The organism is Heyndrickxia camelliae (genome assembly GCF_002844575.1).
Lineage (GTDB): Bacteria > Bacillota > Bacilli > Bacillales > Bacillaceae_C > Margalitia > Margalitia camelliae.
Map to the genome: position 1 here is coordinate 100,060 of NZ_PIQO01000005.1, position 26,539 is coordinate 126,598.

26 protein-coding genes are annotated in these 26,539 nt (G+C 35.4%); 17 read left to right on the forward strand and 9 right to left on the reverse strand.

Going from position 1 to position 26,539, the window contains the following annotated elements:
• Positions 1-310: 310 nt before the first annotated feature.
• The 7 genes from CWO92_RS09080 to CWO92_RS09110 all read left to right on the forward strand — a co-directional run bounded on the left by CWO92_RS09080 (position 311) and on the right by CWO92_RS09110 (position 6,500).
• Positions 311-700 carry a GntR family transcriptional regulator gene (locus CWO92_RS09080; RefSeq protein ID WP_101353891.1) on the forward strand — a complete coding sequence of 130 codons (390 nt, stop codon included), beginning with the start codon at positions 311-313 and terminating at the stop codon, positions 698-700.
• Positions 697-1,386: an ABC transporter ATP-binding protein gene (locus CWO92_RS09085; RefSeq protein WP_101353892.1), complete on the forward strand. Its 690-nt coding sequence runs from the start codon at positions 697-699 to the stop codon at positions 1,384-1,386. The genes CWO92_RS09080 and CWO92_RS09085 overlap by 4 nt, the downstream gene beginning before the upstream one ends.
• Positions 1,383-2,219, forward strand: a complete 837-nt coding sequence (locus CWO92_RS09090) for a hypothetical protein (protein ID WP_101353893.1) — start codon at positions 1,383-1,385, stop codon at positions 2,217-2,219. Before CWO92_RS09085 ends, CWO92_RS09090 begins: the two co-directional genes overlap by 4 nt.
• A 9-nt stretch (positions 2,220-2,228) precedes the next feature.
• Positions 2,229-3,413, forward strand: a complete 1,185-nt coding sequence (locus tag CWO92_RS09095) for a hypothetical protein (protein ID WP_101353894.1) — start codon at positions 2,229-2,231, stop codon at positions 3,411-3,413.
• Positions 3,414-3,485: 72 nt separating this feature from the next.
• Complete coding sequence (locus CWO92_RS09100; RefSeq protein ID WP_101353895.1) at positions 3,486-4,067, forward strand: hypothetical protein; 582 nt, start codon at positions 3,486-3,488, stop codon at positions 4,065-4,067.
• A 304-nt stretch (positions 4,068-4,371) separates the two neighbouring features.
• On the forward strand, positions 4,372-5,619 hold the full coding sequence (locus CWO92_RS09105; protein WP_101353896.1) for a multidrug effflux MFS transporter: 1,248 nt from the start codon (positions 4,372-4,374) through the stop codon (positions 5,617-5,619).
• Positions 5,620-5,825: 206 nt separating this feature from the next.
• Positions 5,826-6,500, forward strand: a complete 675-nt coding sequence (locus CWO92_RS09110) for a YdeI/OmpD-associated family protein (RefSeq protein ID WP_101353897.1) — start codon at positions 5,826-5,828, stop codon at positions 6,498-6,500.
• A gap of 52 nt (positions 6,501-6,552) precedes the next feature.
• On the opposite strand, the gene nhaC is transcribed toward CWO92_RS09110, so the two are convergent.
• A complete protein-coding gene (gene nhaC / locus CWO92_RS09115) occupies positions 6,553-7,950 on the reverse strand; it encodes a Na+/H+ antiporter NhaC (protein ID WP_101353898.1) in 1,398 nt (465 codons plus the stop codon).
• A gap of 449 nt (positions 7,951-8,399) precedes the next feature.
• Between nhaC and deoR the strand changes: the two genes are divergently transcribed.
• The 5 genes from deoR (at position 8,400) to CWO92_RS09140 (ending at position 12,771) form a co-directional block, all read left to right on the forward strand.
• A complete protein-coding gene (gene deoR, locus CWO92_RS09120) occupies positions 8,400-9,344 on the forward strand; it encodes a DNA-binding transcriptional repressor DeoR (RefSeq protein WP_101353899.1) in 945 nt (314 codons plus the stop codon).
• 277 nt (positions 9,345-9,621) lie between these two features.
• Positions 9,622-10,293 carry a deoxyribose-phosphate aldolase gene (gene deoC / locus CWO92_RS09125; protein WP_101353900.1) on the forward strand — a complete coding sequence of 224 codons (672 nt, stop codon included), beginning with the start codon at positions 9,622-9,624 and terminating at the stop codon, positions 10,291-10,293.
• A 31-nt stretch (positions 10,294-10,324) separates the two neighbouring features.
• Positions 10,325-10,723: a cytidine deaminase gene (locus CWO92_RS09130; protein ID WP_101353901.1), complete on the forward strand. Its 399-nt coding sequence runs from the start codon at positions 10,325-10,327 to the stop codon at positions 10,721-10,723.
• 90 nt (positions 10,724-10,813) lie between these two features.
• The gene (locus CWO92_RS09135) at positions 10,814-11,992 is read left to right on the forward strand and encodes a NupC/NupG family nucleoside CNT transporter (RefSeq protein WP_101353902.1); all 1,179 of its coding nucleotides are present in this window, start codon (positions 10,814-10,816) and stop codon (positions 11,990-11,992) included.
• A 134-nt stretch (positions 11,993-12,126) separates the two neighbouring features.
• Entirely contained in the window at positions 12,127-12,771 is a 645-nt protein-coding gene (locus CWO92_RS09140) for an AmiS/UreI family transporter (RefSeq protein ID WP_101354025.1), read from the forward strand.
• A 254-nt stretch (positions 12,772-13,025) separates the two neighbouring features.
• Here CWO92_RS09140 and CWO92_RS09145 read toward each other — a convergent pair whose 3' ends face one another.
• Positions 13,026-13,364: a YmaF family protein gene (locus CWO92_RS09145; RefSeq protein ID WP_101353903.1), complete on the reverse strand. Its 339-nt coding sequence runs from the start codon at positions 13,362-13,364 to the stop codon at positions 13,026-13,028.
• A gap of 89 nt (positions 13,365-13,453) precedes the next feature.
• Positions 13,454-14,176, reverse strand: coding sequence for a VC0807 family protein (locus CWO92_RS25835; RefSeq protein ID WP_367593486.1), 723 nt, complete (start codon positions 14,174-14,176; stop codon positions 13,454-13,456).
• Positions 14,177-14,436: 260 nt separating this feature from the next.
• On the opposite strand from CWO92_RS25835, the gene CWO92_RS09155 reads away from it, so the two are divergent.
• From CWO92_RS09155 to CWO92_RS09170, 3 genes are all read left to right on the forward strand, one after another.
• Positions 14,437-15,024, forward strand: a complete 588-nt coding sequence (locus tag CWO92_RS09155; RefSeq protein WP_101353905.1) for a TetR/AcrR family transcriptional regulator — start codon at positions 14,437-14,439, stop codon at positions 15,022-15,024.
• Entirely contained in the window at positions 15,024-15,431 is a 408-nt protein-coding gene (locus CWO92_RS09160) for a DUF5367 family protein (protein WP_101353906.1), read from the forward strand. The genes CWO92_RS09155 and CWO92_RS09160 overlap by 1 nt, the downstream gene beginning before the upstream one ends.
• Before the next feature lie 1,030 nt (positions 15,432-16,461).
• On the forward strand, positions 16,462-16,842 hold the full coding sequence (locus CWO92_RS09170; RefSeq protein WP_101353907.1) for a VOC family protein: 381 nt from the start codon (positions 16,462-16,464) through the stop codon (positions 16,840-16,842).
• A gap of 987 nt (positions 16,843-17,829) precedes the next feature.
• Here CWO92_RS09170 and CWO92_RS09180 read toward each other — a convergent pair.
• Both CWO92_RS09180 and CWO92_RS09190 read right to left on the reverse strand, forming a co-directional pair.
• Entirely contained in the window at positions 17,830-18,084 is a 255-nt protein-coding gene (locus CWO92_RS09180) for an SRPBCC family protein (RefSeq protein ID WP_233270014.1), read from the reverse strand.
• Between the two features lie 1,675 nt (positions 18,085-19,759).
• Positions 19,760-20,197, reverse strand: a complete 438-nt coding sequence (locus CWO92_RS09190) for an Rrf2 family transcriptional regulator (RefSeq protein ID WP_101353909.1) — start codon at positions 20,195-20,197, stop codon at positions 19,760-19,762.
• A 204-nt stretch (positions 20,198-20,401) separates the two neighbouring features.
• Between CWO92_RS09190 and CWO92_RS09195 the strand changes: the two genes are divergently transcribed.
• Positions 20,402-21,274, forward strand: coding sequence for an SDR family oxidoreductase (locus CWO92_RS09195; protein ID WP_101353910.1), 873 nt, complete (start codon positions 20,402-20,404; stop codon positions 21,272-21,274).
• Between the two features lie 369 nt (positions 21,275-21,643).
• On the opposite strand, the gene CWO92_RS25340 is transcribed toward CWO92_RS09195, so the two are convergent.
• On the reverse strand, positions 21,644-21,787 hold the full coding sequence (locus CWO92_RS25340; RefSeq protein ID WP_158175303.1) for a hypothetical protein: 144 nt from the start codon (positions 21,785-21,787) through the stop codon (positions 21,644-21,646).
• 1,195 nt (positions 21,788-22,982) lie between these two features.
• Here CWO92_RS25340 and CWO92_RS09205 point away from each other — a divergent pair.
• Positions 22,983-23,390, forward strand: a complete 408-nt coding sequence (locus CWO92_RS09205) for an SRPBCC family protein (protein ID WP_101353912.1) — start codon at positions 22,983-22,985, stop codon at positions 23,388-23,390.
• Between the two features lie 367 nt (positions 23,391-23,757).
• Here the strand turns inward: CWO92_RS09205 and CWO92_RS09210 are convergent, their stop codons facing one another.
• Genes CWO92_RS09210 through CWO92_RS09220 form a run of 3 tightly spaced genes read right to left on the reverse strand, consistent with a single transcriptional unit; the run spans position 23,758 to position 26,465 of the window.
• Positions 23,758-24,846 carry an NAD(P)H-dependent flavin oxidoreductase gene (locus CWO92_RS09210; protein ID WP_101353913.1) on the reverse strand — a complete coding sequence of 363 codons (1,089 nt, stop codon included), beginning with the start codon at positions 24,844-24,846 and terminating at the stop codon, positions 23,758-23,760.
• Between the two features lie 2 nt (positions 24,847-24,848).
• A complete protein-coding gene (locus CWO92_RS09215) occupies positions 24,849-26,039 on the reverse strand; it encodes a YbfB/YjiJ family MFS transporter (RefSeq protein WP_101353914.1) in 1,191 nt (396 codons plus the stop codon).
• A 36-nt stretch (positions 26,040-26,075) separates the two neighbouring features.
• The gene (locus tag CWO92_RS09220) at positions 26,076-26,465 is read right to left on the reverse strand and encodes a tautomerase family protein (protein ID WP_101353915.1); all 390 of its coding nucleotides are present in this window, start codon (positions 26,463-26,465) and stop codon (positions 26,076-26,078) included.
• Between the last annotated feature and the right edge of the window lie 74 nt (positions 26,466-26,539).

The window sequence follows — 26,539 nt, forward strand, 5'->3', positions numbered from 1 at the left end:
TCTCATTCCGGTACGGTGTATTAACTATAATTATGATTATTTCTTAAGGTTTATTTATGAAAGAATTCAGAGTTTCTTACTCTGGATTCTTTTTTTGGGGGATATAAGAGTAGTAATTCTATACGCTATTATAGATTACATAGTGTGTATCTTTTCAACAAATAAAAACGTAATTGTTAAAAAGTGGTTGACACGCATGTGTATGAACCATATAATACACACAAAAGGTGTATTAATCATGTAATACATAGTTTGTTTTACCTTTAGTGTATGAACTATATAATACACACACTAAACAGGAGTTGTTTCTATGAAGATTAACTTTAATAATCGTGATCCTGTGTATGTACAGGTTGTTCGGTATTTCAAGGAACAGATTGCCATTGGTATGCTCGAGAGCGGTCAAGAAATTCCTTCGAGAAGAGAGCTTGCATCCATGTTGAAAATTAATCCGAATACCGCGCAAAGAGCCTATAAAGAAATGGAGGAGCAAGGGTTGATTCATACTGAAAAAAACTTTCCAAGTCGAATTACAAGCGATGAGTCGATATTAAATAAGGTTCGTTCAGAGCTCATCATGGAAGCTGTGGATTCATTCATTCAATCGATAAGACCAATCAATGTTCCAGTGGACGAATTGCTGCACATTGTAAAAGAAAAATACCAGTCAGCCAACATTGGAAGGGAGGAAATAGAGTGATTGAATTACAAAATGTGACGAAAAGATTTGGACGTAAAAAAGTGCTAAATGGTGTTTCTTTTACGGTAAATAAAGGTGAAATTACTAGTCTAATTGGTATAAACGGTGTAGGGAAGACGACGACATTGAAGGCCATTTTGGGTCTTACACCTATCCAAAGCGGGAGTATTCTTATCGACGGGGAAAAATTAAATAAAAACAGCTATGACAAAATAACGTTCATTCCTGATGCAATAACTGTTCCGCCCAAGATGACCATTCATGAGGCAATGGTATTTATGAATGACTTCTATCATAGCTGGAATCAAACTAGAGCAGATGAATTATTGACTTTTTTTAAATTAGATAAAGGTGACCAAGTTTCTGAATTGTCAAAAGGAAATGTTGCGAAAGTGAATTTGTTATTAGGTCTTTGTTTAGATGTGGATTATATTTTAATGGATGAGCCATTTTCTGGAATTGATATTTTTAGTAGAGAGCAAATTGCTGAGGTATTCACGAGCCGTCTTGTGGAAGACAGAGGGGTTCTTATTACTACCCATGAGATTAATGATATTGAGCATTTAATAGATAAGGTTGTACTAATGGATAACGGAACGGTTTTAAAAGAATTCCATACAGAGGAAATTAGGCTAACCGAAGGGAAATCAGTTGTGGATGTCATGAGAGAGGTGTATCAGCCATGAATAAGTTTTTAAAGCTAGTAAACTTTGAAATGAATCGTTTTCGAAAATTTTTCTTTGTCCTATTACTTATTACCTTCGTGCTGCAATTTGCTGGTGTTATTGTAACATCATTTTCATTTACACACAGAGCAAATAAGATGATGGCAGAGATGTCGATGACTCCGGCACAATTTGTAAAGGAAAATGGGTATGCGAGTTTTGAAATTGTTTCAAAATCATTATGGTTTATGGGTCCAATAGCTATCTGTGCAGTGGTGCTTGGTTTGTATATTTTCTTGATTTGGTATCGGGATTGGTTTGGGAAAAACACCTTTATTTTTCGCTTGCTTATGCTCCCAACTTCTAGAATCAATCTTTTTTTATCCAAAGCTGCAGCGATATTTTTATATGTACTAGGGCTAATTGCCTTTCAACTCATCATACTCCCATTTGAGAATGCCTTATTTAAAGGGATTGTACCTAGCGAATTAAAATATGACTTGGGGATAAGAGCGTTACTTGGATCAAATGAATATATGAGTTTGATCATTCCTCATTCTTTTTTCAATTTTGTTATTTATTACGGTGCGGGACTTGTCAGCATCTTCATTATTTTTACAGGAATATTATTTGAAAGAAGCTATCGTCTGAAAGGGATTATTCTGGGGATTGTTTATTGTGCTGTAGCAGCCGTTGTTTTATTTTCTCCATTTATAGTAGCAGGAATAGTATTAAAAAATAGAATTTTTTATCCGATTGAAGTACTTGGTTTGTCCATCATTACTGCTTTGATTGTATTATTTGGTTCCTTGTCCGTAAGCGGCTATTTACTAAAGAATAAGGTAACAGTTTAGGAGGGTAATATGAAACGGTATATTAGTTCGATTGTTATAGTAGCAGTTTTACTTTTAACTCTCAGCACTTTCTATATTTATTCAGCAGTGTCAGCGAGTCCATTTCCACATTTTAAAATAGAAAAGGAAAGCGGAGACGCAAAAGAAATCAGAACCCTTCAAATCACTGGAGGTTATGGTTTAGGGAATGGTCATGAAAACTTTAATTTATCATGGAATGGAACAGTTTATAGCAGTGAAGTTTCATTTTTAGATAGATTCAATAATGGTACAAAGAGAATGAAAGAGTTAAGGAAACAGTATAAGAATTTTATGCGAGGAAAGATGGAGGAAAATTCCTTTTATCAGGATAAAGTTTGGCTTATTTATGCGGACACCTCCTCTAACTGGAGCGGAAGTACTAAAAATCCATATCTTGAAATTTCCTTGCTGAAGAAAAAAGATAAAAAGAATACGAAAATTCATATTCCTCTTTCAAAACAAAATCATTATGTTACGGTGGATGATGTCCAACTTGTGGGAAAGCAATTGAAAATAGCTACCCAAAATACCGTAGCATCTAAAGAAAATGACTTCAATGAAATACATGTATATACGGTTGACATTACTAATCAAAAACTTGTAAAAGATGAAACAATCCAACCAGGGGTTTCGAATCAAAGGCTACAAAAAAATACTTATATTAATATTCAAAATCTACAAGATACAAACATCTCAGATCCAAGTAAATATGTATTATATAATATTTCTTTAATGAAAACTACGAGCAGAGGTAGAGACCAGATTCTTAATAGAGAGTTAATTGCTTACAACACCGAAACTTCCAAAAAAGAACTCATTAAACTGCCAAAAACAATAAACATAGAAGAGCTGGTATCTTTTCATGGAGATGTTATCTATTTTGTTACAATGAATCCAAATGAATTAAAACTTACAGCCTATAATTTCATCAATCAACGCGTAGAAAATGAGTTTAGTATAAACAGACAGAATGCCGATACGTCGATTTATGCCATTAAAAATGAAAAGCTATACTTGTGCATACCTTATTTACAAGGTAAAACTGCAGGCGTTTTAAATGTATATGATGTAAAAACAAGTAAAAAATTATTCCAAGGTAATATTGTAAATGTAGAAAAATACAAAAAATGGAATAGGTTATCTTTAGATTTTTATGACATGGAAATAGATTAATGATAAACAGCCGTTATTAGAATTTAATAATGGCCGTTTAAACTAAAAAAACCAAATCAGGGAGGGAAAAATATGATGATTCGCAATAAAGTGGATAGAAAGATTAAACGGATTCTATTACCTATATTACGAGAATACGGATTTATTAGCATGAATTGCCGTAATTATTATGCCCTCCATAAAGAATGTATTTGGGTATTGAATTTAGATCATGTTGGAAATTATATTTCTGACTTATCAGGTTGGTCAGCTCAATCTTTAAATGCTATGGTTGGAATATATTTTAACTTTATTCCTCCCATCTGGAATGAGAACAACCGAAGAGAAAAATTTCCAACGTATGATGAGTGTCAGTTACAAATGGAATTATGCAGTCAAAAATGGCAAAAAGATAATACTTGGTGGTTTTGTTCGGACGGAAAAAATATGGAAGAGATAATGGACGATATTAAAAATACCTTTCTATTAACTGGTGTGCCATGGTTGGAAAGGTATTCCAATATTGAACATGCTTTTAAAAAAATCGAGGGTGAAGTAAATTCATATCATAAATTTTATAAAGCCAAATGCTTTGCCAAGCACTTAAAGCAATGGGATAAATATGAGAAATATGATCGTCTATTTAGAAACGAGGCCATAAAATTTGGTGAATGAAGGATAAGGAAGAATCGCTGTCATAAAACGATAAAGGGGCAGGAGAGTAATCGTCGGACACAAGAAGAGGTTATTCCTGTTCTTCACATAACAATACGCTTTAGTTTATCATTAGGTATTCAAGCTATCTAACTGGATCCGTACATTGGATTCTTTTTTTTGCTTTTTATAAGAGAGATATATTAGAATTAAGGGAATAGATGGAATTATCAAAAATAAAATAAATGAAGTGGCAACCTAAAAGATGCGTGTACATGTGCTACTTGATATTTTTACTTAAAGAAAAGAAGGATGTATTAGCTCGATGAAAAATAATCATGACATACTAGAAATAAAAGGGCAGACGAATTTAAGGCGGCTAAAATTAGCGCTTATATTAGGATCGCTTACCGCTTTTGGTCCATTATCGATTGATATGTATTTACCCGCACTGCCAACCTTAACAAAACAACTTCAAACTAGTGCCTCCGTTGCACAGTTGAGCCTGACAGCCTGTCTTATTGGGATGGCAGCAGGACAGCTTTTTATTGGCCCGCTAAGCGATGTCAAGGGAAGGAGAAAACCATTGCTAATGACCCTCATTCTTTATGCCATTGCGTCCCTGTTATGTGCGGTGAGTTCCTCTATCTGGATGCTTATTATTTTGCGTTTTATCCAGGGGGCATCTGGTGCTGCTGGCATTGTCATTGCTCGGGCATCTGTGCGGGATATGTTTTCCGGAACCGAGCTAACCAAATTTTTTGCGCTATTAATGCTTGTGAATGGCGCAGCACCAATTTTGGCACCGATTGTTGGGGGGCAAATTCTTCATTTCGTTTCTTGGCGCGGAGTATTTATCGTATTATTCTTTATCGGAATACTTATGTGGACTACGGTTGTATTTGGATTAAAGGAAACATTGCCAATCGAAAGGCGAGCAAAAGGGAATCTCTCCCACACTTTCTCCGCTTACCTTCGCTTATTGAAAGATCGTGACTTTATGAGTTTTGCCTTTTCACAAGGATTTGTTTCCGCCGCGATGTTCGCGTATATTTCCGGTTCTCCGTTCGTGCTGCAGGAGATCTATGGGGTTTCTCCTCAAGTATTCAGTGTTATTTTTGCGATAAATGGGATTGGGATTATTATCGCTTCGCAAGTCACGGGGAGGCTTGCAGGAAAAATTTCTGAGCTGAAGTTATTTATCTTTGGGATAAGTTTAGCTGCTGTTGGCGGGGCTATTTTCCTGTTAGTCATCCTGACAGGAGGAGGTTTAATTGCTGTAATCCCTTCTCTATTCATAGTAGTTTCTTGCGTAGGGATAGTAGGTACTACTTCCTTTTCCTTAGCAATGCAAAATCAAAGTAATGCAGCAGGAAGTGCATCGGCTTTACTTGGACTCTTGCCGTTTATTTTCGGATCAATCGCAGCGCCACTTGTTGGAATTGGCGGCAGCCACACTGCATTGCCAATGGCAATTGTTATTGCTGTATGTGATATTGGAGCACTGTTCTTATTTTTGCTAATTAAAAAAGGCAACCGGAAAGAAGTAGCACCACAACACACTATTCAATAAATCTGTTTGGGACTTACTCCAAACATTTTTTCTTTTATAAAGGGTGTTTTTCTATATTGTTGTGTTATATACATTCTACTCCATCCTAATAGGCTATTCGCATTGGTGTACTCCAATACAAAAGACAGATTCAAAAAAAGTTTATTGATTAAGAAAATGATAAACTAAATTTAACAAATAAATATAGAAGGGGAATTGAATAAACCATGAGTGCACCCAAAACAGTGATTGAAAAACTAAATTTAACAAAATATCCTACAAAGCTGATTTTGAACAAGCCTGAAGACATAAAGGATTTCAATGAATTGGAATATGATACGATGATGAAGCAGGAGCAATATGATCTCGTTTTCCAGTTCATTTTTACGATAGAGGAATTCCTCCAAAACTTACAGTTCATAACCGAAAAACAAATAGTTAAGAACAATGGTTATTTATTCTTTGCGTATCCAAAAAAGAATAATCCACAATACAAGGAATACATTGACCGAGACCGTTTTTTACAAGAAATTAATCTAGATGAGGATGGATATGTACCTGGAGGTAATTTGAAATTTTCGAGAATGGTAAGTTTAAATGATGTGTTTACGGTTGTGGGTCTCAAATCAGCACCTAGGAAAACGAAAAAGTTAACAAGTGCAAACAGCCAATGTGTCGACGATTATATTGCAAATGTAGAAGATATTAGGCAATATTTACAGTCAAAAGAAGAAATACTAAATGCCTATAATCAATTAACCCCTGGATATCAAAAGGATTGGGCACGATATGTGTACAGTGCAAAACGCAAAGAAACACAAGAAAAACGCTTATTGGAAATGGAGAAGGTTTTAGGCGAGGGGTATAAAACGATGGATTTATATAGAAGGGATAAAAAGTAATAAGAAGCTGATTGCAAGAGACAGTGTTCTTTCTTGTAATCAGCTTCGTTTTTTAAGCACTCATTTTGTTTACTTTATTATAAGTTAATGTCTTGCCTGTAAAACCAAAAAGTATCGTTAAAATAGGGGATAATAAGCAGAAAAAGGCGAATGGCAAGTAGTGTAAAGTATTAACTCCAAGAACATTCGTTAAAAATACTCCACAAACACTCCACGGTACGAGCGGATTCACAACTGTTCCAGCATCTTCCACTACTCTCCCAAGATTCTTATTTGCGAGACCAAGTCGGGCAAATGATGGTTGAAATGTTTCGCCAGGAAGAATAATCGACAAATATTGCTCACCAATGAAAATATTCACCCCGATAGCGGTAAAAGCGGCTGTCATAATAACTGTACCAACTTTGTTCAATGCTTTATCGATTGATCGCAGTAATACTGGAATAATTCCCAATGTAAATGTGAGACCACCCATGCTTAAAGCTAATATAACCAAGGATACGGTAAACATCATACTATTTAATCCGCCTCTAGTAAGGAGGCTGTCTATGGCTTTGTTTCCGGTCGAGGAGACATAGCCGTTAAGGATAATTTGGAACAATTCCTTCCCAGTTGTATGGAAGTGAAAAAAAGAAAGAATCATGGCAAATAGAGAATTAAACGCCAACGTTATAAAAGCAGAAACTTTCTTATATGCAAAGATTGCAAGAATGATAACGGGAAGCAGGCTATACCAATGTACTAAATGGGTAGCTCTCAATCCGTCCTGAAAACTTTCTAGTTTATTTAAATTTGCATTTGTTACACTTGGAGACAGCAGCGCATACACAATAAAGCTAATAATAAATGCTGGTACGGTGGTCCAGGCCATATTGCGAATATGCTCAAATAAATCTACCTTCATGATAGTGGATGCAAGGTTTGCGGTGTCTGATAAAGGGGACATTTTATCTCCGAAAAAGGCCCCAGATACAACCGCACCAGCCGTAATGGCTAAGGAAGCGTCAAGTGCAGACGCAATACCGATGAAGGCAACGCCAAGAGTGGCGGAGGTCGTTAAAGAACTCCCAATTGCAATCCCGACAATAGCCGTAACAACAAAGACGATGGCGTAGAAGAAATGGACTGTTGCAATTTGAAAACCTGAGTAAACAAGAGTTGGAATTGTTCCACTGATCATCCATGTCGCAATCAATAGTCCGATTAAGAAAAATAGGAAAATAGCCGCCAATCCTGATTGTGCTCCTTTTACCATGCCATCCTCTAAAATCTTAAACGGAACCTTTTTAATAAATCCAAAAATGATTAATAGGAAAATGGATAATAATATCGGAATATGTGGTGCTGCCGAAAATCTAATAATGCTGACACTAATCATCCCGATAATTAAAATGGTAAGAATAAGTGCCTCTATGAGAGTGGGGGTGTATACTTTCTTCACTTGATTCATATGTTGATTACCTCCTGTGATGTATTAAAAATAAAAAGAGAGCCTCTTGTCCCAAAGTAGGGACGGAGACTCTCCGCGGTACCACCCTAGTTAATGATGTCACTCATTCACTCTTTTACATTCCAAAACTGCACACGATGTATTTCATCCTTCTTATCGCCTGGATTTACAGCAACCATCCAGTCTCTTCTTGCTGCTAATAAGAGAATTACTAAGGTTCGTGATTTGGATAAAATATTAACTTTTACACTTAGACGCTTTTAAGCTTTTATGCAATAAAGTAATTGATTACTAATATAACAGTTTTTCAAAAATAATCAAGAGAAAAATTAAGAGATTTGCAGAAAATGAATCTAAATATTTTAGTATGGTAATGAATGGCTATTTACAAACGTTCAATCTATTGAGATGATTTGTTAAAATAAAGACGTACAAAGGGGGAGGAAAGAGTGGAATCAGAAAAATTGAAAAAGGTTATTGAGGCTGCCAGGCTGTATTATTTATTAGATTACAATCAGAATCAAATTGCTGATAAGTTAGGAGTATCAAGGCCGACGGTATCGCGATTATTGCAAATAGCGAAAAATGAAGGGATTGTCCAAATAAAAATTACAGATCCGATGGAAGATTCTGAACAATTATCAAAACAACTTGAAAAAAAGTTCAATTTAAAAAAGGCAATCGTTGCTTCTGTCCCTCAATTTGAAGACAGTATTATAAAAAACTATATTGGTGAAAAAGCGGCAATGTACTTGCACGATATTGTAAAAGATGGAGATATTATAGGGGTTACATGGGGGACCACTTTATATCATACTGCGATTGCATTGAAGCAGAAGTTTGTAAAAGATGTCAAAGTTGTTCAATTGAAAGGAGGAGTAAGTCACTCAGAAACAAACACATACTCCTCTGAGATTTTATATCTTTTCGGGAAAGCGTTTAATACAAATCCCATCCATTTGCCGCTTCCGGCTATTGTGGATCATATTGTCGTAAAGCAGGCAATGGAAGCCGATCGGCATATTAAGAAAGTACTTGATATGGGGAAAGCTGCTAACATAGCTGTATTTACAATTGGTCCAACAAAGTCAGAGTCACTGCTCTTTCAGCTAGGGTATTTTTCTGATGAGGATATGCGCATGATACGTTCTCAAGCTGTAGGAGATATTTGTTCACGTTTTTTTGACCAAGATGGTAATATTTTGAATGAACATTTAAATAGCAGAACGTTGGGAATCGAATTACATTATTTAAAGCAAAAGGAATATTCTATACTTGTAGCGGGGGGACCTCAAAAAATCGAAGGGATTTATGGAGCACTCAAGGCGGGATACGCTAATGTCGTTATTGTAGATCAATTAACTGCAAAGTTTCTGCTAGAGAAAGATGAATAATGTATTAATAAAAAGGCTATCCCAATAAGGGGTTATCAGGAATTATTGCTTTCCGCTCTTAATCTGGGAGGCCTTTTTTATGCTCATCTGGAAAATTTTAAATCTTACATTTGTTCAAATGAATATTTACATTTGTTCTATATGCTGATATATTATTTGTGTAAAGGTTTTCAAGATGCTATCAAATAGAAATGGTTTGTATAGTAAATGATAATGAGTAAAATACATCATTTCATTTCTTTCATATAAGAGATTAATAGAAAAGAGGATATAAAAAATGAATCATTCCTTAGCACAAATGATCGATCATACATTATTAAAAGCAAATGCCACAAAAGCGGAAGTTCAAAAACTAGCGGAAGAAGCAAAAGAATATTCTTTTGCGTCGGTTTGCGTAAATCCTACATGGGTGAAAACCGCTGCTGAAATATTAAAAGATACACCGGTTAAAGTGTGTACGGTTATCGGTTTTCCACTTGGGGCTACTACATCTGAAGTAAAGGCTTTCGAGGCAAAAAATGCGATTGAAAATGGTGCCACAGAGATTGATATGGTTATTAATATTGGAGCTTTAAAGGACAAGCAATACGAAATGGTTGAAAAAGACATCCAAGCAGTTGTAGAAGCAGCAAAAGGAAAAGCCTTAACAAAAGTTATTATTGAAACGTGCCTTTTAACAGATGAAGAAAAGGAAATCGCTTGTCAGTTATCGGTTAAAGCTGGTGCGGATTTTGTGAAGACTTCTACTGGTTTCTCAACAGGAGGTGCAACTGCAGAGGATGTTGCATTGATGAGAAAGACAGTTGGACCAAAAATTGGTGTTAAAGCTTCCGGTGGCGTAAGAAGCTTAGAGGATGCTGAAAAAATGATTAAAGCAGGTGCAACACGCATTGGTGCAAGCTCTGGGGTTGCGATTGTAAACGGTCAAACCTCTACCTCTTCTTATTAATAATGATAATCATGACAGGGGGATGTAAAAAATGGATGTAAAATGGCTCGTTGAACAAGCAATGGAAGCAAGGAAGAAAGCATATGTTCCATATTCTTCTTTTCAAGTTGGAGCAGCTTTACTAACAAAAAGTGATAAGCTGTACTTAGGCTGCAATATTGAAAATGCCTCATATGGACTAACAAATTGTGCGGAAAGAACAGCAATCTTTAAAGCAGTATCCGAAGGGGAGAACCAACTAAAAGCAATCGCTATCATAGGTGATACAGATGGACCAATATCTCCTTGCGGTGCTTGTCGGCAAGTTCTAGCCGAATTTTGTGATGAGAATACGAAAATTATTCTAGCAAATCTCAACGGTGACATAGTGGAAACATCCATTGAGGAGCTATTACCTGGCTTTTTTTCTAGTAAGGATTTAGCCGGGTAACGGCTTTAACCTTTACTAATTAATAGTTTTATATTTTTTGTAAACGTATCCATTTTTGTTAAAAAACTTACAACTTAGGGAGAAAGCATAATGAAATATTTAATTTCTATACTCGGTATTTTAGTCGTTCTTGGTCTTGCATTTCTCGTAAGTAATAATAAGAAAAAGGTTAAATATAAGCCTATTATTATTATGATCGTCTTGCAATTGGCATTATCCTATATACTATTAAATACAAAATTTGGTTTACTTATTATTAAAGGAATATCAGAGGTTTTCAGCAAATTACTCGAATATGCAAATGCAGGGGTAATGTTTGTATTTGGCGGGTTAACTAATAAGGGAGAAGCTCCTTTTTTCTTAAATGTATTACTTCCAATTGTATTTATTTCCGTATTAATTGGTATTTTTCAATATTTAAAAATCCTTCCATTTATTATGAAGGGTATTGGGTTATTACTTAGTAAAGTAAATGGCATGGGAAAATTAGAATCTTATAATGCGGTAGCGTCTGCAATGGTTGGACAGTCAGAGGTTTTTATTACTGTTAAAAAACAATTACATCATTTACCATCCCATCGTCTATATACGTTATGTGCTTCTGCGATGTCAACGGTATCTATGTCTATTGTTGGGGCATATATGACGATGATAGAACCGAAATATGTTGTAACGGCATTAGTAGTTAATTTATTTGGAGGCTTCATTATTTCCTCTATTATCAATCCATATACTGTGGATAGTAAGGAAGATATATTGGAAATACAGGAAGAAAAACAAAGCTTTTTCGAAATGCTTGGCGAATATATTTTAGATGGATTTAAAGTAGCAATTATTGTTGGTGCAATGCTTATTGGTTTCGTAGCTTTAATGGCGGCTATTGATAATGTATTTGATTTAATTTTTGGAGTCTCATTCCAGCAAATACTTGGATATATCTTTGCACCGTTTGCATTTTTGATGGGAATTCCTGCTTCAGAAGCGGTAAAAGCAGGTGGGATTATGGCAACAAAACTTGTAACGAATGAATTTGTAGCCATGATGGATTTAACCAAAATACAAGCAAGTCTTAGTCCGAGATCAATTGGAATCATTTCTGTCTTTCTAGTGTCCTTTGCGAACTTCTCCTCTATCGGAATCATTGCTGGGGCAGTAAAAGGCTTAAGTGAAAAGCAAGGAAATGTTGTTGCAAGATTTGGATTAAAGCTTCTATTCGGCGCAACATTAGTAAGTGTTTTATCAGCAATTATTGTTAGCTTTATTTTGTAAAAAGGATAAAAAGCATTTCCTAGATCAATTAGGATTTGCTTTTTCTTTTTTAGACACGGTAACGGTACTAAAATTCAAGTTGAAGAGGTGACAAAATGCCGTGAGATACCAGGGTGATTTCACAGCATGTACGTATGGGTGATGTCGGATTATTATTATCAGGAGCAACGTTATTTTTAAACAGCCTCATGTTGTTTGGAAAAGCAGATCATAAGAGTGTAGGAGTATTCAATTTGTTTGTGGGATTACTGCAAGTGATTATTCCTTTCTATTTAATTATTGTGTCGGATCAACAGCACTGGACGATTTTTCATTTAGCCTGTGTTTTTCTATTTGGTTTAACTTATTTATTTGTTGGTATTACAAATTTATCAGGCTTTAGCGGAAACGGATTAGGGTGGTTTTCCCTTTGGGTATCCATCATCGCCATAGTTTATATGGGTGTTTATCTAATTCATTTTCATGATATTGTCAATGCATTGACATGGGGAATGTGGGCCTATTTATGGTGTTTATTCTTTTTATCCATGTCCTTGAATAAAAAAATCAACAACTATGTTGGAAAAGTGGCATTTGTGCAATCATGGGTGACACTTACGATTCCTTCCCTATTGTCCTTAATGGGAGCGTGGAACACCGATATTATGTCTCATATCTGGGTGTATGTGCAAGTGATATCAATAGTGTATTTCTGTATATGTACAGTACAGGAGATAACGGCTGCGAGTAAGCAAAGAAAACAAAAGAATGTATCCATAAATCCAATCTTAAAATCATAAAGAACTCTCTGTGAGAATACGAAAGGGCTCCATTTTGAGGTTAAGTACGGTAAAGTGACATAAAACTGGCAAACAAAATAATACTGCCAGTTTTTCTATTGTTAAGGTTAAATCCCTTCCGATAAATCACAATCTTATTGAACGAACGGACAAGTAGTTGAAGCGAAAATGATGGAAAAACTACGAAGTGGGATCTTGTAGTAAAAAATGGATGAGGTCCTTTTTAACAGGGACTTCATCCATTTTTCATTGTATTATTTTGTACCGGGAGCGGGTTGGTCGACACCCTTTACATGGTGACGATGATGATTCGCTTCACTTGTGTAAAAGTCATAATAATGAACATGCATGCCATTGACGACTGGAATAGCCGGACCTGAATAGGCTTTATAGTAATGTGTGTGTCCGTCTTCGTATAATACATAACCCTCCGTATAATGAATATGACTTCCATCTTCCGTCTGAATCGGTGGCGATGTAACATCAAGACATTGATGAACATGCCCATTATCTACAGATGTATAGTCAACGGATCCATGATTATGATGTGCGACGAAACCCTCCACAAAGTCATCCTTTGCCACCCTTTTCATTAAAGTCCCTCCTAGATGCATATTTTCTATAAAAATTATGCATTTATAGCCCTTTATATTCGAGGTTTTGTTAATGGGGTGTTTATAAATTAATGTGTACTAAAGTAAAAGAAAACACGCTCAAAATTAATGGATTTCGAATACGCCTGAATGGAATATATACTTCGTTCTCTTGCTTTTTTTAAGGCGATATTTTTTACCGGAGTTATTTCGTTTACACGCAGATGAATGATGATAAAAACAACAAACGAAGTACCTGACAAGAACATATTGAGTATATTATCCAGAATAATATCAAGTCGATATGCCTCAACACCGTACTTGAGAATCCATTGTATTAAACAAAAGGTATATATAAGTTCGTTTATACAGTAAATGATTGTTGTTAGTTTAAAAAGCTTGTATATCTTTTTCTCAAAAAACAACTCTTTCGTTATCTTTCTGTCATATCCTTTCAACGTCATTAGATCGAGCGCAAAATATAAATAAAGAGGCCTCTTAAAAATAAGACTTATTAAATATATAAATAATAAGGTTAATGAGTAAAAAATATTATTCCATAAAAGTTGTAAGGCCGAACCGGAAAGTAGGTCCAATAATAGACCAACAATTAAGTTTAGAATAACAAATAATCCTGTAAAGGTTAGCTTTTGATTATTTTTGAACCTGTATAAGCTATATATAATTCCAGGTATAGTGGTGAGAATCATAGCAGGATAGTCTCCTACAAGTCCCCGACAAGTTTCCCAGCATACTAAAGGAAATAAAAAAAACAGAAATACATCAAATATTAACATTAAGGCTGGTTTCATAATTTCACCGTGCTTTCTAGCGTTATTTAAAATATATGATTTTCAATTATAAAAAGAACATAGATGACTATCCTTTTTATTATCCATTTACCCACTTTGTAAATGGGATGAAAAGAGATGGATTAGCACCTATTGATGTACATCTATGGTTATGGAACCTAGCAGGATTTTCTTAAAAAGAAAATATTGTAATTGTAAAAAATAAATGGTAAAATTTACATTAAGTTAGTTAGTTGAATAACTAATAAGGTGGTGACGAATTGGCAAAACCTAATATTATTAGTAAGGGAGATTTAATTAAAAGTGCAAAGGAGTGTTTAGTGAATAACGGAATCGACAAGTTTACCTTACGGGCAGTTGCAGAGCAGGCAGGAGTAACGCAGGGAACAATCTATTATCATTTTAAAACTAAAGAGCAGCTGTTATTAGACATTGTTCAAGATACTTGTGAAAGCTCGTGGTCAGAGATATCAGAACTAAGTAATCAATATATTATCAGTCAAGCAATAGAATCGGCTAAAAGTCGGTGTTCTTATGATTCTTTTTTTCATAAATTATTTCTTACACTGGTTGTTTCAGGTTTTAACAACGAAACAATAAGAGGTAAATTAGGAGAGATAACGCAATCTGAAAACAATGCATTGACTCAAAGCTTATTAACTTTATGGTCAAAAACACCGATTGATGGTGTTTCTGTAGAAACGTGGGGAATTCTCATCAATGCAATTGTTGATGGGTTAGCATTACAAGCATTGGTACAAAAAGATTTTCCAGTAGAAAAAACATATGAAGAGCTTGGACAACTATTTAAAGGTCTTACTCAATTACTTAACGAGGGGGATAAGTAATGAAAGGATATTTAATCACTGTATTATGGGGTGTGTTAGTTTGGTTCTTTGCTACAATGTTTTTTGTATTATTTGGAGAACATGTGCTATTTAGTCCTGGAACGGAAAACTTTACAATAAGCATTTTATTATTAGTGATAATAACAGGGCTTTTTTTGTGGGGGATCACTTATATTTATCTGTTATTGGATAAAACAAAAAATGCACCATTAAAGTTTGGAATAATTGGAACTATCATTGGTTTAACATTGGACACGTTTTCTTTATCGAACTACAATTTGATTTTTCCAAAATTAGATGATACACAGGTTATTGCATTTACAGCGTGGATGTCTTTTGCTTATGCATTATATTTATTTATTCCTGCAATGATAAACCAACAAAGAATGAAACATCATAAGGTGTAAAATAGTTTTAATGCTTACTATTAAAGTAACAGGTGTCTTAATCAAGCAGTACTATTTGAGAAATAGTGTTATGTTAGGAGTAGTAAATGGAAAAAAGGTTTTATGATGATGAAGGCAATGGATTTTCGTTGCCCTTTTTTTGTTGGCAAATGAAGCCGCAAGATTGGAATAAAAAGAGGCAGGTTAATTTTATGGGGGGAATATTCTGAAACCATTGTACCTTTTATTCGTAAATATATTAGTTTGGATGATTATCGGAATACAAATTAATTTTATTCCGATTTTTTACAACTAATTTATGAGTCAGGAAGGGGATTATTGTGAAGGCATTACTTCATATCGGTTATTTCATCGCCCTTATTATCCTCTCTTTCATTTCCTTTTTTACGATATTTGGCACAGGATTTGTGGATGGGATGGGATTAATGCATATGTATTAATTATGCCCTTTGTTTTTAGTGTGTTGTGGCTAAGTGATTACACATGGCGTTTTTTCAGTATAAAAAAAGATCCCGATAAGGTACAGTTGTTTCGTCCGTCTAAAAATTGGACGTTTATCAGTTTATTCCTTGCTGGTATTTTCACCGTATATAGTTTATTTCTATCAACTTTGATTCCTTGTCCTGCGACATTTGCTCCCCCCTGGGTATTTCTCGGAACACCTCTAGTTTTGTTGCTTATTTGGTACTGGCTACTGTATAGATATACAAAGAACAATAGACACAAGCAAACAAAGTCCTTGGTGTTGAATACGCTTCTGCTATTTTTTTCTTTGATATACACCTATCAAATATGTAGTATTTATATCAATGACATTTGAATATTGGACAAATGGGTGCAATAGTTTGAAAAAATAAGAATTAAGAGCTTGTTCCGTTTCATTACAGCAGTCATGGTTCTTTCTGGGAAGAACGTGTCAAGTTTAATGAGCTATTAAGCTGATTTATTTGTTGATAGTCTTCTATATATAAAACAATAAATTGAATGATAAGATTCAAAAATATTTAGTACACCATGGGGTGAAATTGAAATGAAAATTGAACATGTAGCTATTTGGGTCCATGATTTGGAAGTCATGAGACAGTTCTATGAAACGTATTTTAATGGAAAGTCAAATAATAAATATCATAATGCAGAAAAGAAATTTGAATCATATTTTGTCACCTTTGATTCTGGAGCACGATTAGAGATTATGCGTAAATTAGGTATTGATAAGCAAAAACAGGATGATATGATAGGCTGGGCTCATATTGCCTTTTCTTTAGGGAGCAGGGAGTCCGTTAATCAATTGACTGCCAAATTAACGAATGATGGCTATCGCCTAATTAGCGGTCCTAGAGTCACTGGAGATGGGTATTTTGAAAGTGTTATTGAGGATCCAGAAGGAAATCTTATTGAGTTGACTGTATAAATACAAGTGGCCGAATTTAGTCAATGACAACTACTTTAAAAGGTTTTCCTTCGCTGCTTGTTTGCTTTAACGATAGTAGCGTACCCAATTAAACACTTAGGAGACTTTAAATTTTTTTCTAGGTAAAGTGGCAGAATACCATTAAAGAACCTAAAATGACCACATGTATTCCTAAAGCTTTTGACGAGGAGGAAATTGAAATTACCTAAAGCCTGTCATTCATCTTTTGAAAAAGCATTATATATTATGAAGCGATCCCGCATTGAATCAGTAATGCCCTGATAAGGTATGTGAAAAAAGGAATCTTAAAAAGAGCAGGGATTATAATAAGAGTAACAGGGCAGTTTGGATTGAGTACATTTCTTATAAAGTAATAAAAAAAGCCGATATACCATGGTATAATTCGGCTTACTTCTTATTTAAAACGGTTTTTACCATTCTGTTTTTCCTGTCATCCTTGCTAAATCAAATCAATTACTAAGGATACTCACTAGTTAAAGAGCACATATACAAGAAATAGAAGTATATAATATAAAACTATAATAACGGGTCGAAACAATCCGTTATCTAGCAAATGCAATGATTCTAAAAGGGATACTCTTTTATCACATTAAGTTGAATCATTGCTCTTATGAAAGATGTTACAGATGATCAGTATTTAGTAATACTAAAATGATATTCAATATAGCAAACATAAGGGCTGGTGCCGTTTTTCCAAATGAATCTTTGACCCTAATATGTGCAAGGCATGCAAATATCATTGTAATTCCAAGTAAGACAACCTGCCCATGCGACTGACCCACCAATTCAATAACCGATGATAAGTAGGCTGGTGCCTATTATCTTAGCGCACCCTGAAAAGGCATAGTATAAAACCAACAAACTTTGAAGAATCACGGAAAATATAGACATTTCGATTTTCCTCCTAATTTTATAAAAAAAGTTTGAGTTACAGTTCTGTTAGCACCTTTTCAAGTTTACCACCCATTAAAGCCCACCCTTGTTTGGCACCATGGTATGTATGCCCCTCCATTTCAATCCGCTTTGCTCAAGATGCAAATGAGTGATTCCATCTATTTCTCTTAAGGTCCATGTGACAGTAGTGTTTTCTCCAGCAGTTATCCAAGTGTAAGATAGTTTATTAGGCTGATCTACTACAAGTACTTCAGAGTCTACAATGCCATCCCACACTTTATTGGGCTTTGTTCTGAATTGAAATTTATGACCTAAGCGAATTTGCACTGGTTTTTCTATTTTAATTGTAATATTGTGAAATACGACACTTAAACGAATGGGTGTAAAAGTTAAAGCAGATGTGGCTGAAGATACAAATCTTCAAAAGGTCACCTTCCGCGTAAATATGAGAGCAAATGTCCTTTATGCCCCCTCAAAAGGACACTTTCAGCCAAAAAATCAGTGCAAATGTCCTTTATACCGTGTCAAAAGGACAGCTCCCGCGTAAATATGAGAGCAAATGTCCTTTATGCCCCCTCAAAAGGACACTTTCAGCCAAAAAATCAGTGCAAATGTCCTTTATACCGTGTCAAAAGGACAGCTCCCGCGTAAATATGAGAGCAAATGTCCTTTATGCCCCCTCAAAAGGACACTTTCAGCCAAAAAATCAGTGCAAATGTCCTTTATACCGTGTCAAAAGGACAGCTCCCGCGTAAATATGAGAGCAAATGTCCTTTATGCCCCCTCAAAAGGACACTTTCAGCCAAAAAATCAGTGCAAATGTCCTTTATACCGTGTCAAAAGGACAGCTCCCGCGTAAATATGAGAGCAAATGTCCTTTATGCCCCCTCAAAAGGACACTTTCAGCCAAAAAATCAGTGCAAATGTCCTTTATACCGTGTCAAAAGGACAGCTCCCGCGTAAATATGAGAGCAAATGTCCTTTATGCCCCCTCAAAAGGACACTTTCAGCCAAAAAATCAGTGCAAATGTCCTTTATACCGTGTCAAAAGGACAGCTCCCGCGTAAATATGAGAGCAAATGTCCTTTATGCCCCCTCAAAAGGACACTTTCAGCCAAAAAATCAGTGCAAATGTCCTTTATACCGTGTCAAAAGGACAGCTTCCGCCAAAATACGAGAGCAAATGTCCTTTATACCGGCTCAAAAGGACAGCTTCCGCGTAAAAATGAGAGCAAATGTCTTTTATACGGTTTCAAAAGGACACCTTTAGCGTAAATATGAGAGCAAATGTCCTTTATACCGGCTCAAAAGGACAGCTTCCGTGTAAATATGAGAGCAAATGTCCTTTATACCGGCTTAAAAGGACAGCTTCCGCGTAAAAAACAGAGCAAATGTCTTTTATACGGCATCAAAAGAACACCTTCCGCGTAAATACGGGAGCAAATGTTCTTTATGCCCCCTCAAAAGGACAGCTTCCGCGTAAAAAACAGAGCAAATGTCTTTTATACTACATCAAAAGGACAGCTTCCGCGTAAATACGAGTGCCATTGTCCTTTATACTGCCTCAAAAGAACAGCTTCCGCCAAAATACGAGAGCAAATGTCCTTTATACGGCCTCAAAAGGACACTTTCAGCCAAAAAAACAGAGCAAATGTCTTTTATATCCCCTCAAAAGGACACTTTCAGCCCAAATACCAGCCCAAATGTCCTTTACACCACCTCAAAAGGACACCTTCAGCCTAAATACCAGTCTAATTGTCCTTTATAACCACTCAAAAGAAATACCTGTCCAATCCATCTTTCTTAGGTGACCTTCATGTTTGGCAATTAGGTAATGAAAGTTCATTGTGGATGTGGCCAAAAATATCTTAACTCATATTCATTACATTAAAGCAATATTTCAATAGTAATGAAATCCTCCGAGTAAGGGAGTATTCGAGAGATATTCGTAGTGAACTGAGGGGGGAATAAGAAAGTGAAAAGACATTCCACAGGAATGTCTTTATAACAAGATATTTTCTTTAATAGCAATATCCTTCACAACATCTTCTAAAGTAAGGCTTCTTAAAACTTTCTCCATTGCAAACTGGGCTGCTGAAAATAAGGGTTCAATTGTATTTTGGATGTTCCGACCTATGGGACAATCTGGATTAGGATTATCATGTATACTAAATAATTCTTTTTCCTGTACAACATTCACTGCCTTATACACATCAAACAGTGTAATTTCAGATAATTCCTTTGCAAGCTTAGCACCTGCAATGCCTGGATGTACCTCTATCAATCCAGCTTTTTTAAGCATACCCATTAGTTTTCTTATCACGGCAGGATTCGTGTTAACACTTGAAGCCAAAAATTCAGAGGAGGTTACTCCTTCTTTATTTAATTTAATAAGAGCTAAAATATGAATTCCGACAGCGAATCGGCTGCTGATGGACATGTTTAGTCACCATCCCTACTAACAATTCCATTATTGAAATGTATTTGCTGATCATGTAATTAATTTGATTACAAGTTTATTATACCAAATTAAGTACAGATTAATAAATAGAAACCAACCTGTTGACAAAACAGATACAGGTAACTAAAATGAATACATGTAATCAATGTTGTTACATCCGAAAGTGAATTGGAGGAATATAAGATGAAGATATTAGTTACAGGAGCTACAGGAAAATTAGGTTCAAAGGTTGTAGAATCATTATTGAAATCGATACCTGCAAGTGATCTGGCAGTAAGTGTTCGAAATCCAGAGAAAGCCCAAGGACTTCATTCTCGTGGAGTGGAAGTGCGTCATGGCGATTTTGACCTTCCGGAAACACTAGATAATGCATTTAAAGGAATTGATCGATTATTAATTATTTCTGCTGATGGTGACAATGAAACAAGAATCCACCAACATATTAATGCTGTGCAAGCGGCAGAGCATGCAGGGGTAAAATTTATTGCTTATACAAGTTTAGCGAATGCCACTGAAAGTAAAAATTTAATGGCTCCTCCTCATGTTGCAACAGAAGCAGCTATCATTAAGACGGGCATCCCATATTCCTTCTTACGTAATAATTGGTATTTGGAAAACGAAATTGGAAGCATTCAAGGTGCTATGGCAGGAGCTCCATGGGTAACTTCTGCTGGAAAAGGTAAAGTAGGCTGGGCATTGCAACAAGATTATGCAGATGCTGCCGCAGCAGTTCTTGTTGGAAATGGTCATGAAAATACAGTATATGAGCTTTCTGGTCCTCTTTTAACTCAAGAAGAATTAGCAGCCGCTGTTGGTAATGTATTAGGTAAAGAAATACCAATACAACAGGTTAGTGACGAAAAATATGCTGAGGTCATGAAAGGCCTAGGTTTACCTGAATTTGTAATTCCCGTTGTAGTCGGAATTCAAGAAAGCATTCGGAACGGTTCACTAGAAGTTGAAAGCAATGACTTTGAGAAAATACTTGGTCGTCCAGTTACCCCAATCCATGAGGCTCTAACCCATCTTGTTAATATCATTTCACAAACAAAATAAAATGAGTAAAAAACCGGCAGGCATTTTGCCGGTTTTTTACAGTGTAATCCTAATCAATACAAAGTTTGGGAAGAGCGGGATGGAACATAGGCAGCTGCGGATACAGCCTTTTTCTCAGATTAGATTAGCATTTCTAAAATCTTAATTGAATTGGTGTACCCTATTTTTACTACTGTGTAGACAAAGAAAGGAAAAGAACGAACAAAATAAAGTAGTATTTTATTACAGAGCAAAAAAATCCGCTATCCATCTTCTTAGATTTAAGCTAGTAAGGAATGTTGTGAATAGAAGTGGCGCTCCGACTAAAACCTTTCCTTCATATACCCGTGTTTTAACTTTTATATGAAATACAGAAGATGCAACTAAGAACTATTGATTATTTTTATCTGTATTTCTGTTAATTTTTTTTATCAAATACTCAGTTTGGATTTGGCCAATTATGGCAGCAATAATTACGTTTACAATATTAATGATGATGAACCATTTCAAAATCTTTTTTGTCTCATGTCTCATTTATACTCACCTTTATTAACAGTTAGTTTTTATTAGTATCAACATAAGAAAATCGTTTATTCACCAAGTTAATAAAGAGTATAAATGAAATGCCGAGAGCGATAAACTCCCGACCATTTCCATTGTAACACCATAAATCTAAAAAGAGTGTGGGAAATATAACTGTACGGAGATTAATGGAAACTTTCCAATTGAACTAGCGGTTTCTTTTTATTAATTACAATAGAATTCATACTTATTAGGCTTCTATCTATTATTTCGAGGACTTGGTCAAAGGTAAGAATATGCATCCCTAAATAGGGCAGATATTTGGGTTAAAAATGGAGCTACGGTGCCAGCTCTATATGTTGTTCAACTAAGGAACAGGATAAATCAACGAATTTCCTCTTTTAATTAGTTTTTTTGTACTTTTCAAAAAGGTATTGGAGTCCATAAAACAAAAATACCTTAGAAAAGAAATAAAAGAAAAATTGTAAATGATTAATACGAACTAATGTGAAGTACTTAATTTTCCGCGCAAATTTGGCGAAAGGATACGCAAATAAGGCATTACCTATGGCATTAAGTAAAAGAAACTTCATAAACTTTCCATATGACCACTTCATATACCAAAGTGAGATAATCAAAAATACCCCAATATTAAAAGGAAATTCATTAAAAAAGTATGAATTTGGTTTATTATAAAAAATCCACCATCTACGTTTTTTTCCAATCAGTGCATGAATTCCTTCTATAATCCCTATCAGGATTGAAATAGGTAAAAATCGCTTTATATTTTGTAACCCCATAAAAGGTATTGTTGAAAATGAAATCAAGATCATAGCAATATTTAATATCTTTTGAACCTTTACTGACATAATATTACATCCTTTTCTGTTATAGGGCTAACTAATCCTTTTTAGTTAGAGTCTCAAAAAAATAAACTTTTATGTAATTCCTAATAAGTTTTATGCTGTAGATTTTGCTATGGTTTCTGTAATCATGAGATTAACCTATCCATTTTGAAAGTCTGTTTTCTATCCACAATTGGTATAACATCACATGCCATACCTATTTTTGTTTAAAATTAGATTGGAGCATTAATGGCAGATTAGTTCAAAAAGCAAGGTATTATAATTGATTAAAAAATGAGAGGATATTTAAACATAAATATGGAAATTATATATGGATTTATTCAATAGAAAGGGGAGTTTTTATGGTATCAGTATCTAATTCCAAAACGGTGAGTGTTTCCATTAAACGAAAACCTAATGAGGTTTATGATTATATTTTTAATCCCGAAAACTTACCGAAATGGGCAGGTGCATTCAGCCTAGGTATAAGCAAATCTAGTACAGAGGGGGAGTGGATTGTGGAAACGCCAGAGGGTCCTGTGAAAATTAGGTTCGTGGAAAGGAATAAGTTCGGAGTATTGGATCACTATGTTAGTCCTGCCCCAGACCAAGTAATCCTGAATCCCATGCGTGTCATTCCAAATAGTTCTGGAAGTGAAGTGATTTTCACACTTTTTCAGCTGCCTGACATGTCAGATGAGAAGTTTTCTGAGGATGCTGGATTAGTAGAGAGTGATTTAAGGAGCTTGAAAAGCGCTTTGGAAGGGTGATATACCAATGCCGATTCCTTCTCCCAAACTTCCTTTAACGGATGAAGAAAGAGCCAAATTAAGAACTTGTAAAATTAAATTAAACGGTATACGTGTCTCTGAGTACATTGGAACTTTCTCAATGCCTGGGAATCTCGATTGAGAGGTCCAAATATCTGCTAAAAAAGAAGCCATAACAGATACTTGGGGGAGGAAGATAAATCAACTATATTGCTAATACCATATATACTTGATAGCGATATAAAAAGGAAGCAACGACTTACTTGCTTCCTTTTTTGTTGCGCTAAAGACCACACAATAAATTGTGATTTCTCCAACGAATTTAAAATGTTTAAGTAGGTAGTTTTTTTATCTTTTTCCATACAGCCTATTCCATATACATATTTGAATTTATTTTTTTAGCTTCTCTAATAAGTTTCTTTATTAACGAATTAACTGTTTGACTTGTGGCTAATCTTGGACTCTGGCCGGACCAAAGTGACATGAAGTCTTGAGTGTTTTGTGCACTAGAAGCCTTTCTAATATCCTGGGTTAGTGTATTTTGCACAGGATAATCTGGTAAAAGAGTTTCTTGTTTTTGCATTTCTAAAATAAATTTATTTTTTATTCCTCTCGCCCATTTACCAGAAAATGATCGAGTTAAAACAGTCTCCTCTTCGTTAGCATTAAGAATAGCATCTTTGTGTACTTCATGTGCACCACTTTCAACGCAAGTCAAGAAAGCTGTACCCATTTGTACGCCCTTTGCTCCTAAGCAAATTGAAGCCATTAACCCTCTTCCATCCATGATTCCTCCAGCAGCAACAACTGGAATGTTTACAGTGTCAACAACTTGAGGGATTAGTGACATTAAGCCAATCAAACTCTCTTGATCGCCATCGATAAAGCTCCCACGATGTCCGCCAGCTTCACTACCTTGAACAACAACAATATCCATGCCTGCTTTTTCATTTTTAACTGCTTCTCTAACGGATGTAGCAGTCCCCATTAGAATAATGTTACATTCTTTTAAATCAGCAATTATTTCATTTGAAGGAATGCCAAATGTAAAGGAACAAATAGGGACATTCTCTTCCATTACAATCTTAATCTGTTCTTTAAATGTTTCATAAACATCATTATAATTAGGGATATCCATGCTATCCTTTTGTTCCAAATTTAATTGTTGACGAATGGGGTTTAAGAACTGGTTCGCTGATTTAATTTGCTTCTCTGTAACCATAAATTCATTAGGAACAAATAGGTTAATACCAAAAGGATGTGATGTTAGTTGCTTTACTTCCTTGATTTGTTCCCGCGTTTGAACTGGTGATAAGTATCCAGCTCCAATCATTCCTAAACCCCCAGAATTTGAAACCTCTGCCACTAATGTAGAGGTAGTTACGCCACCGGCCATAGGAGCCTGTATTATCGGGTACTTGACATTCAAAAGCTCTGTCATTTTATTGTTTAACATAATCACACCTCGTAATTTTTCTTACTTACTGTTTCTCGGGCTTTCTTCTCAAATGGAATTCCATTTAAAAGCATCCCGGCCCCAATTAAGACGACACTAGATGCTCCTATTAAAGCATTATTAAAATTATGAGTAAATGATGAAATGACTCCAGCAAGGACTGGTCCAATTAACTGTCCGATAGCATAAATAGCTGTCAAAATACCGATTGTTCTATTACTATTAGCTGGATTGATTAGTCGTCCCAGTGTGGTAGCGAGCGTTGTGATTCCCATAAATGTAGCTCCAAATAATAAAGCACTTATGATAAAACTTGATTTCGAAATCCAAAAGGCAGGCATCGCCATTCCAAAAGATTGCAACACCATTGCAAAAACCAAGGATTTGATGTATCCCCAATTCTGCGCTAGTATTGACCAGATGAGACAGGATGGAATTGCAGCCAATCCAACTATCATCCAAACTAAGGTCGCACCTTTATGAAAAGTTGAGGAAGCGATAGATACGATAAATGTTCCTGTAACAATGTAACCTAATCCCTCTAATCCATATGCAATAATCAACCATAGAAGCCAATTAGTAGGCGGCACTTTTGCAGGAATATCTAGTTTAGTTTTGTTCCCTGCAGTGTTTGAGTGGTCATCAAGCCAGATCCATACGAAGAAAGCTAGGATAGCACTAACAACCGCTAGTCCTGTCCAAGTTCCTTCCCAATGAAATAAACGATTTAATCTCGGGATAAACATACTGGATAAGCAGATTCCCAAGCCTACGCCCCCATAAAATAAACCGGACCAATTTGTTCTATTTAAAAAGGCAAGTTTATCTAACACGATGCCAGAGGCTAGGATCAGCATAAAAGCACTGGAAACCCCCGATAGAAATCGCAGTACATACCATAGCAAATGCGAGTATGTTAGACCCATTACGGCAGTGGTTAAGATACTAATGACAAGACATATTCTTAAGATAACCGTTCTATGCTTTTTAAGGGGAATTGCACTTGCTAAAACTGCTCCAAGCAAATATCCTGCGTAATTACTTGAGGCAATATAACCAGCAACAGTATCGGAAAAAGAAAGATCCTTTTGCATTAGTGGCAGAATGGGAGTATAAGCAAATCTCCCAATCCCCGTGGCAATAATTAAAGACAATATTCCCCCGATTAGAAAATGATAGGATTGCTTTTTCAAATAAAAACCTCCAAATATAAAGCTTACCTTTATAACTTACAATGAACCTGTTAGAAATTGTGCCTCTCCTAGTCCAAAACTCCAATCAGCATCGCTGTTTTCCGTTATAGAAACCATCAAATCTTGTGGTGAAATCCCGCATTCAGATTTAAGGTATTGGGCTAGAAGTGAGTATAAAGTTTCTTTCTGTTTCACAGTTCTTTTTTTACTAACAATACTAATAATTACAAGGTCTTTGCTTCTTTCAAATCCTAATCCTGTATCCTTTATAATGAGTTCATGCGGCGGGTGTTGATGAACTATTTGATAGCGGTCACTTTCAGGTACTTGGAATGCTTCCACCATCGCACGATGAGCCGAATCTAATAATTTTTTTAACGTTTCTTCACTTCTACCCTCTACTAAATCAAAGCGTAATAATGGCATTGTATATATCTCCCTTCAAATTGAATATTCTTTTTAGAATGTCTCTTTTTTCAAAGATTAACCTCCAGTTAAAA

Excerpts from the sequence above, each read along its gene's own strand:
- CWO92_RS09080 (WP_101353891.1), top strand. The coding sequence starts at position 311 with ATGAAGATTAACTTTAATAATCGTGATCCTGTGTATGTACAGGTTGTT.
- CWO92_RS09090 (WP_101353893.1), top strand. The coding sequence starts at position 1,383 with ATGAATAAGTTTTTAAAGCTAGTAAACTTTGAAATGAATCGTTTTCGA.
- CWO92_RS09095 (WP_101353894.1), top strand. The coding sequence starts at position 2,229 with ATGAAACGGTATATTAGTTCGATTGTTATAGTAGCAGTTTTACTTTTA.
- CWO92_RS09100 (WP_101353895.1), top strand. The coding sequence starts at position 3,486 with ATGATGATTCGCAATAAAGTGGATAGAAAGATTAAACGGATTCTATTA.
- CWO92_RS09105 (WP_101353896.1), top strand. The coding sequence starts at position 4,372 with ATGAAAAATAATCATGACATACTAGAAATAAAAGGGCAGACGAATTTA.
- CWO92_RS09110 (WP_101353897.1), top strand. The coding sequence starts at position 5,826 with ATGAGTGCACCCAAAACAGTGATTGAAAAACTAAATTTAACAAAATAT.
- nhaC (WP_101353898.1), bottom strand. The coding sequence starts at position 7,950 with ATGAATCAAGTGAAGAAAGTATACACCCCCACTCTCATAGAGGCACTT.
- deoC (WP_101353900.1), top strand. The coding sequence starts at position 9,622 with ATGAATCATTCCTTAGCACAAATGATCGATCATACATTATTAAAAGCA.
- CWO92_RS09130 (WP_101353901.1), top strand. The coding sequence starts at position 10,325 with ATGGATGTAAAATGGCTCGTTGAACAAGCAATGGAAGCAAGGAAGAAA.
- CWO92_RS09135 (WP_101353902.1), top strand. The coding sequence starts at position 10,814 with ATGAAATATTTAATTTCTATACTCGGTATTTTAGTCGTTCTTGGTCTT.
- CWO92_RS09140 (WP_101354025.1), top strand. The coding sequence starts at position 12,127 with ATGGGTGATGTCGGATTATTATTATCAGGAGCAACGTTATTTTTAAAC.
- CWO92_RS09145 (WP_101353903.1), bottom strand. The coding sequence starts at position 13,364 with ATGAAAAGGGTGGCAAAGGATGACTTTGTGGAGGGTTTCGTCGCACAT.
- CWO92_RS25835 (WP_367593486.1), bottom strand. The coding sequence starts at position 14,176 with ATGAAACCAGCCTTAATGTTAATATTTGATGTATTTCTGTTTTTTTTA.
- CWO92_RS09160 (WP_101353906.1), top strand. The coding sequence starts at position 15,024 with ATGAAAGGATATTTAATCACTGTATTATGGGGTGTGTTAGTTTGGTTC.
- CWO92_RS09170 (WP_101353907.1), top strand. The coding sequence starts at position 16,462 with ATGAAAATTGAACATGTAGCTATTTGGGTCCATGATTTGGAAGTCATG.
- CWO92_RS09190 (WP_101353909.1), bottom strand. The coding sequence starts at position 20,197 with ATGTCCATCAGCAGCCGATTCGCTGTCGGAATTCATATTTTAGCTCTT.
- CWO92_RS09195 (WP_101353910.1), top strand. The coding sequence starts at position 20,402 with ATGAAGATATTAGTTACAGGAGCTACAGGAAAATTAGGTTCAAAGGTT.
- CWO92_RS25340 (WP_158175303.1), bottom strand. The coding sequence starts at position 21,787 with ATGAGACATGAGACAAAAAAGATTTTGAAATGGTTCATCATCATTAAT.
- CWO92_RS09205 (WP_101353912.1), top strand. The coding sequence starts at position 22,983 with ATGGTATCAGTATCTAATTCCAAAACGGTGAGTGTTTCCATTAAACGA.
- CWO92_RS09210 (WP_101353913.1), bottom strand. The coding sequence starts at position 24,846 with ATGTTAAACAATAAAATGACAGAGCTTTTGAATGTCAAGTACCCGATA.
- CWO92_RS09220 (WP_101353915.1), bottom strand. The coding sequence starts at position 26,465 with ATGCCATTATTACGCTTTGATTTAGTAGAGGGTAGAAGTGAAGAAACG.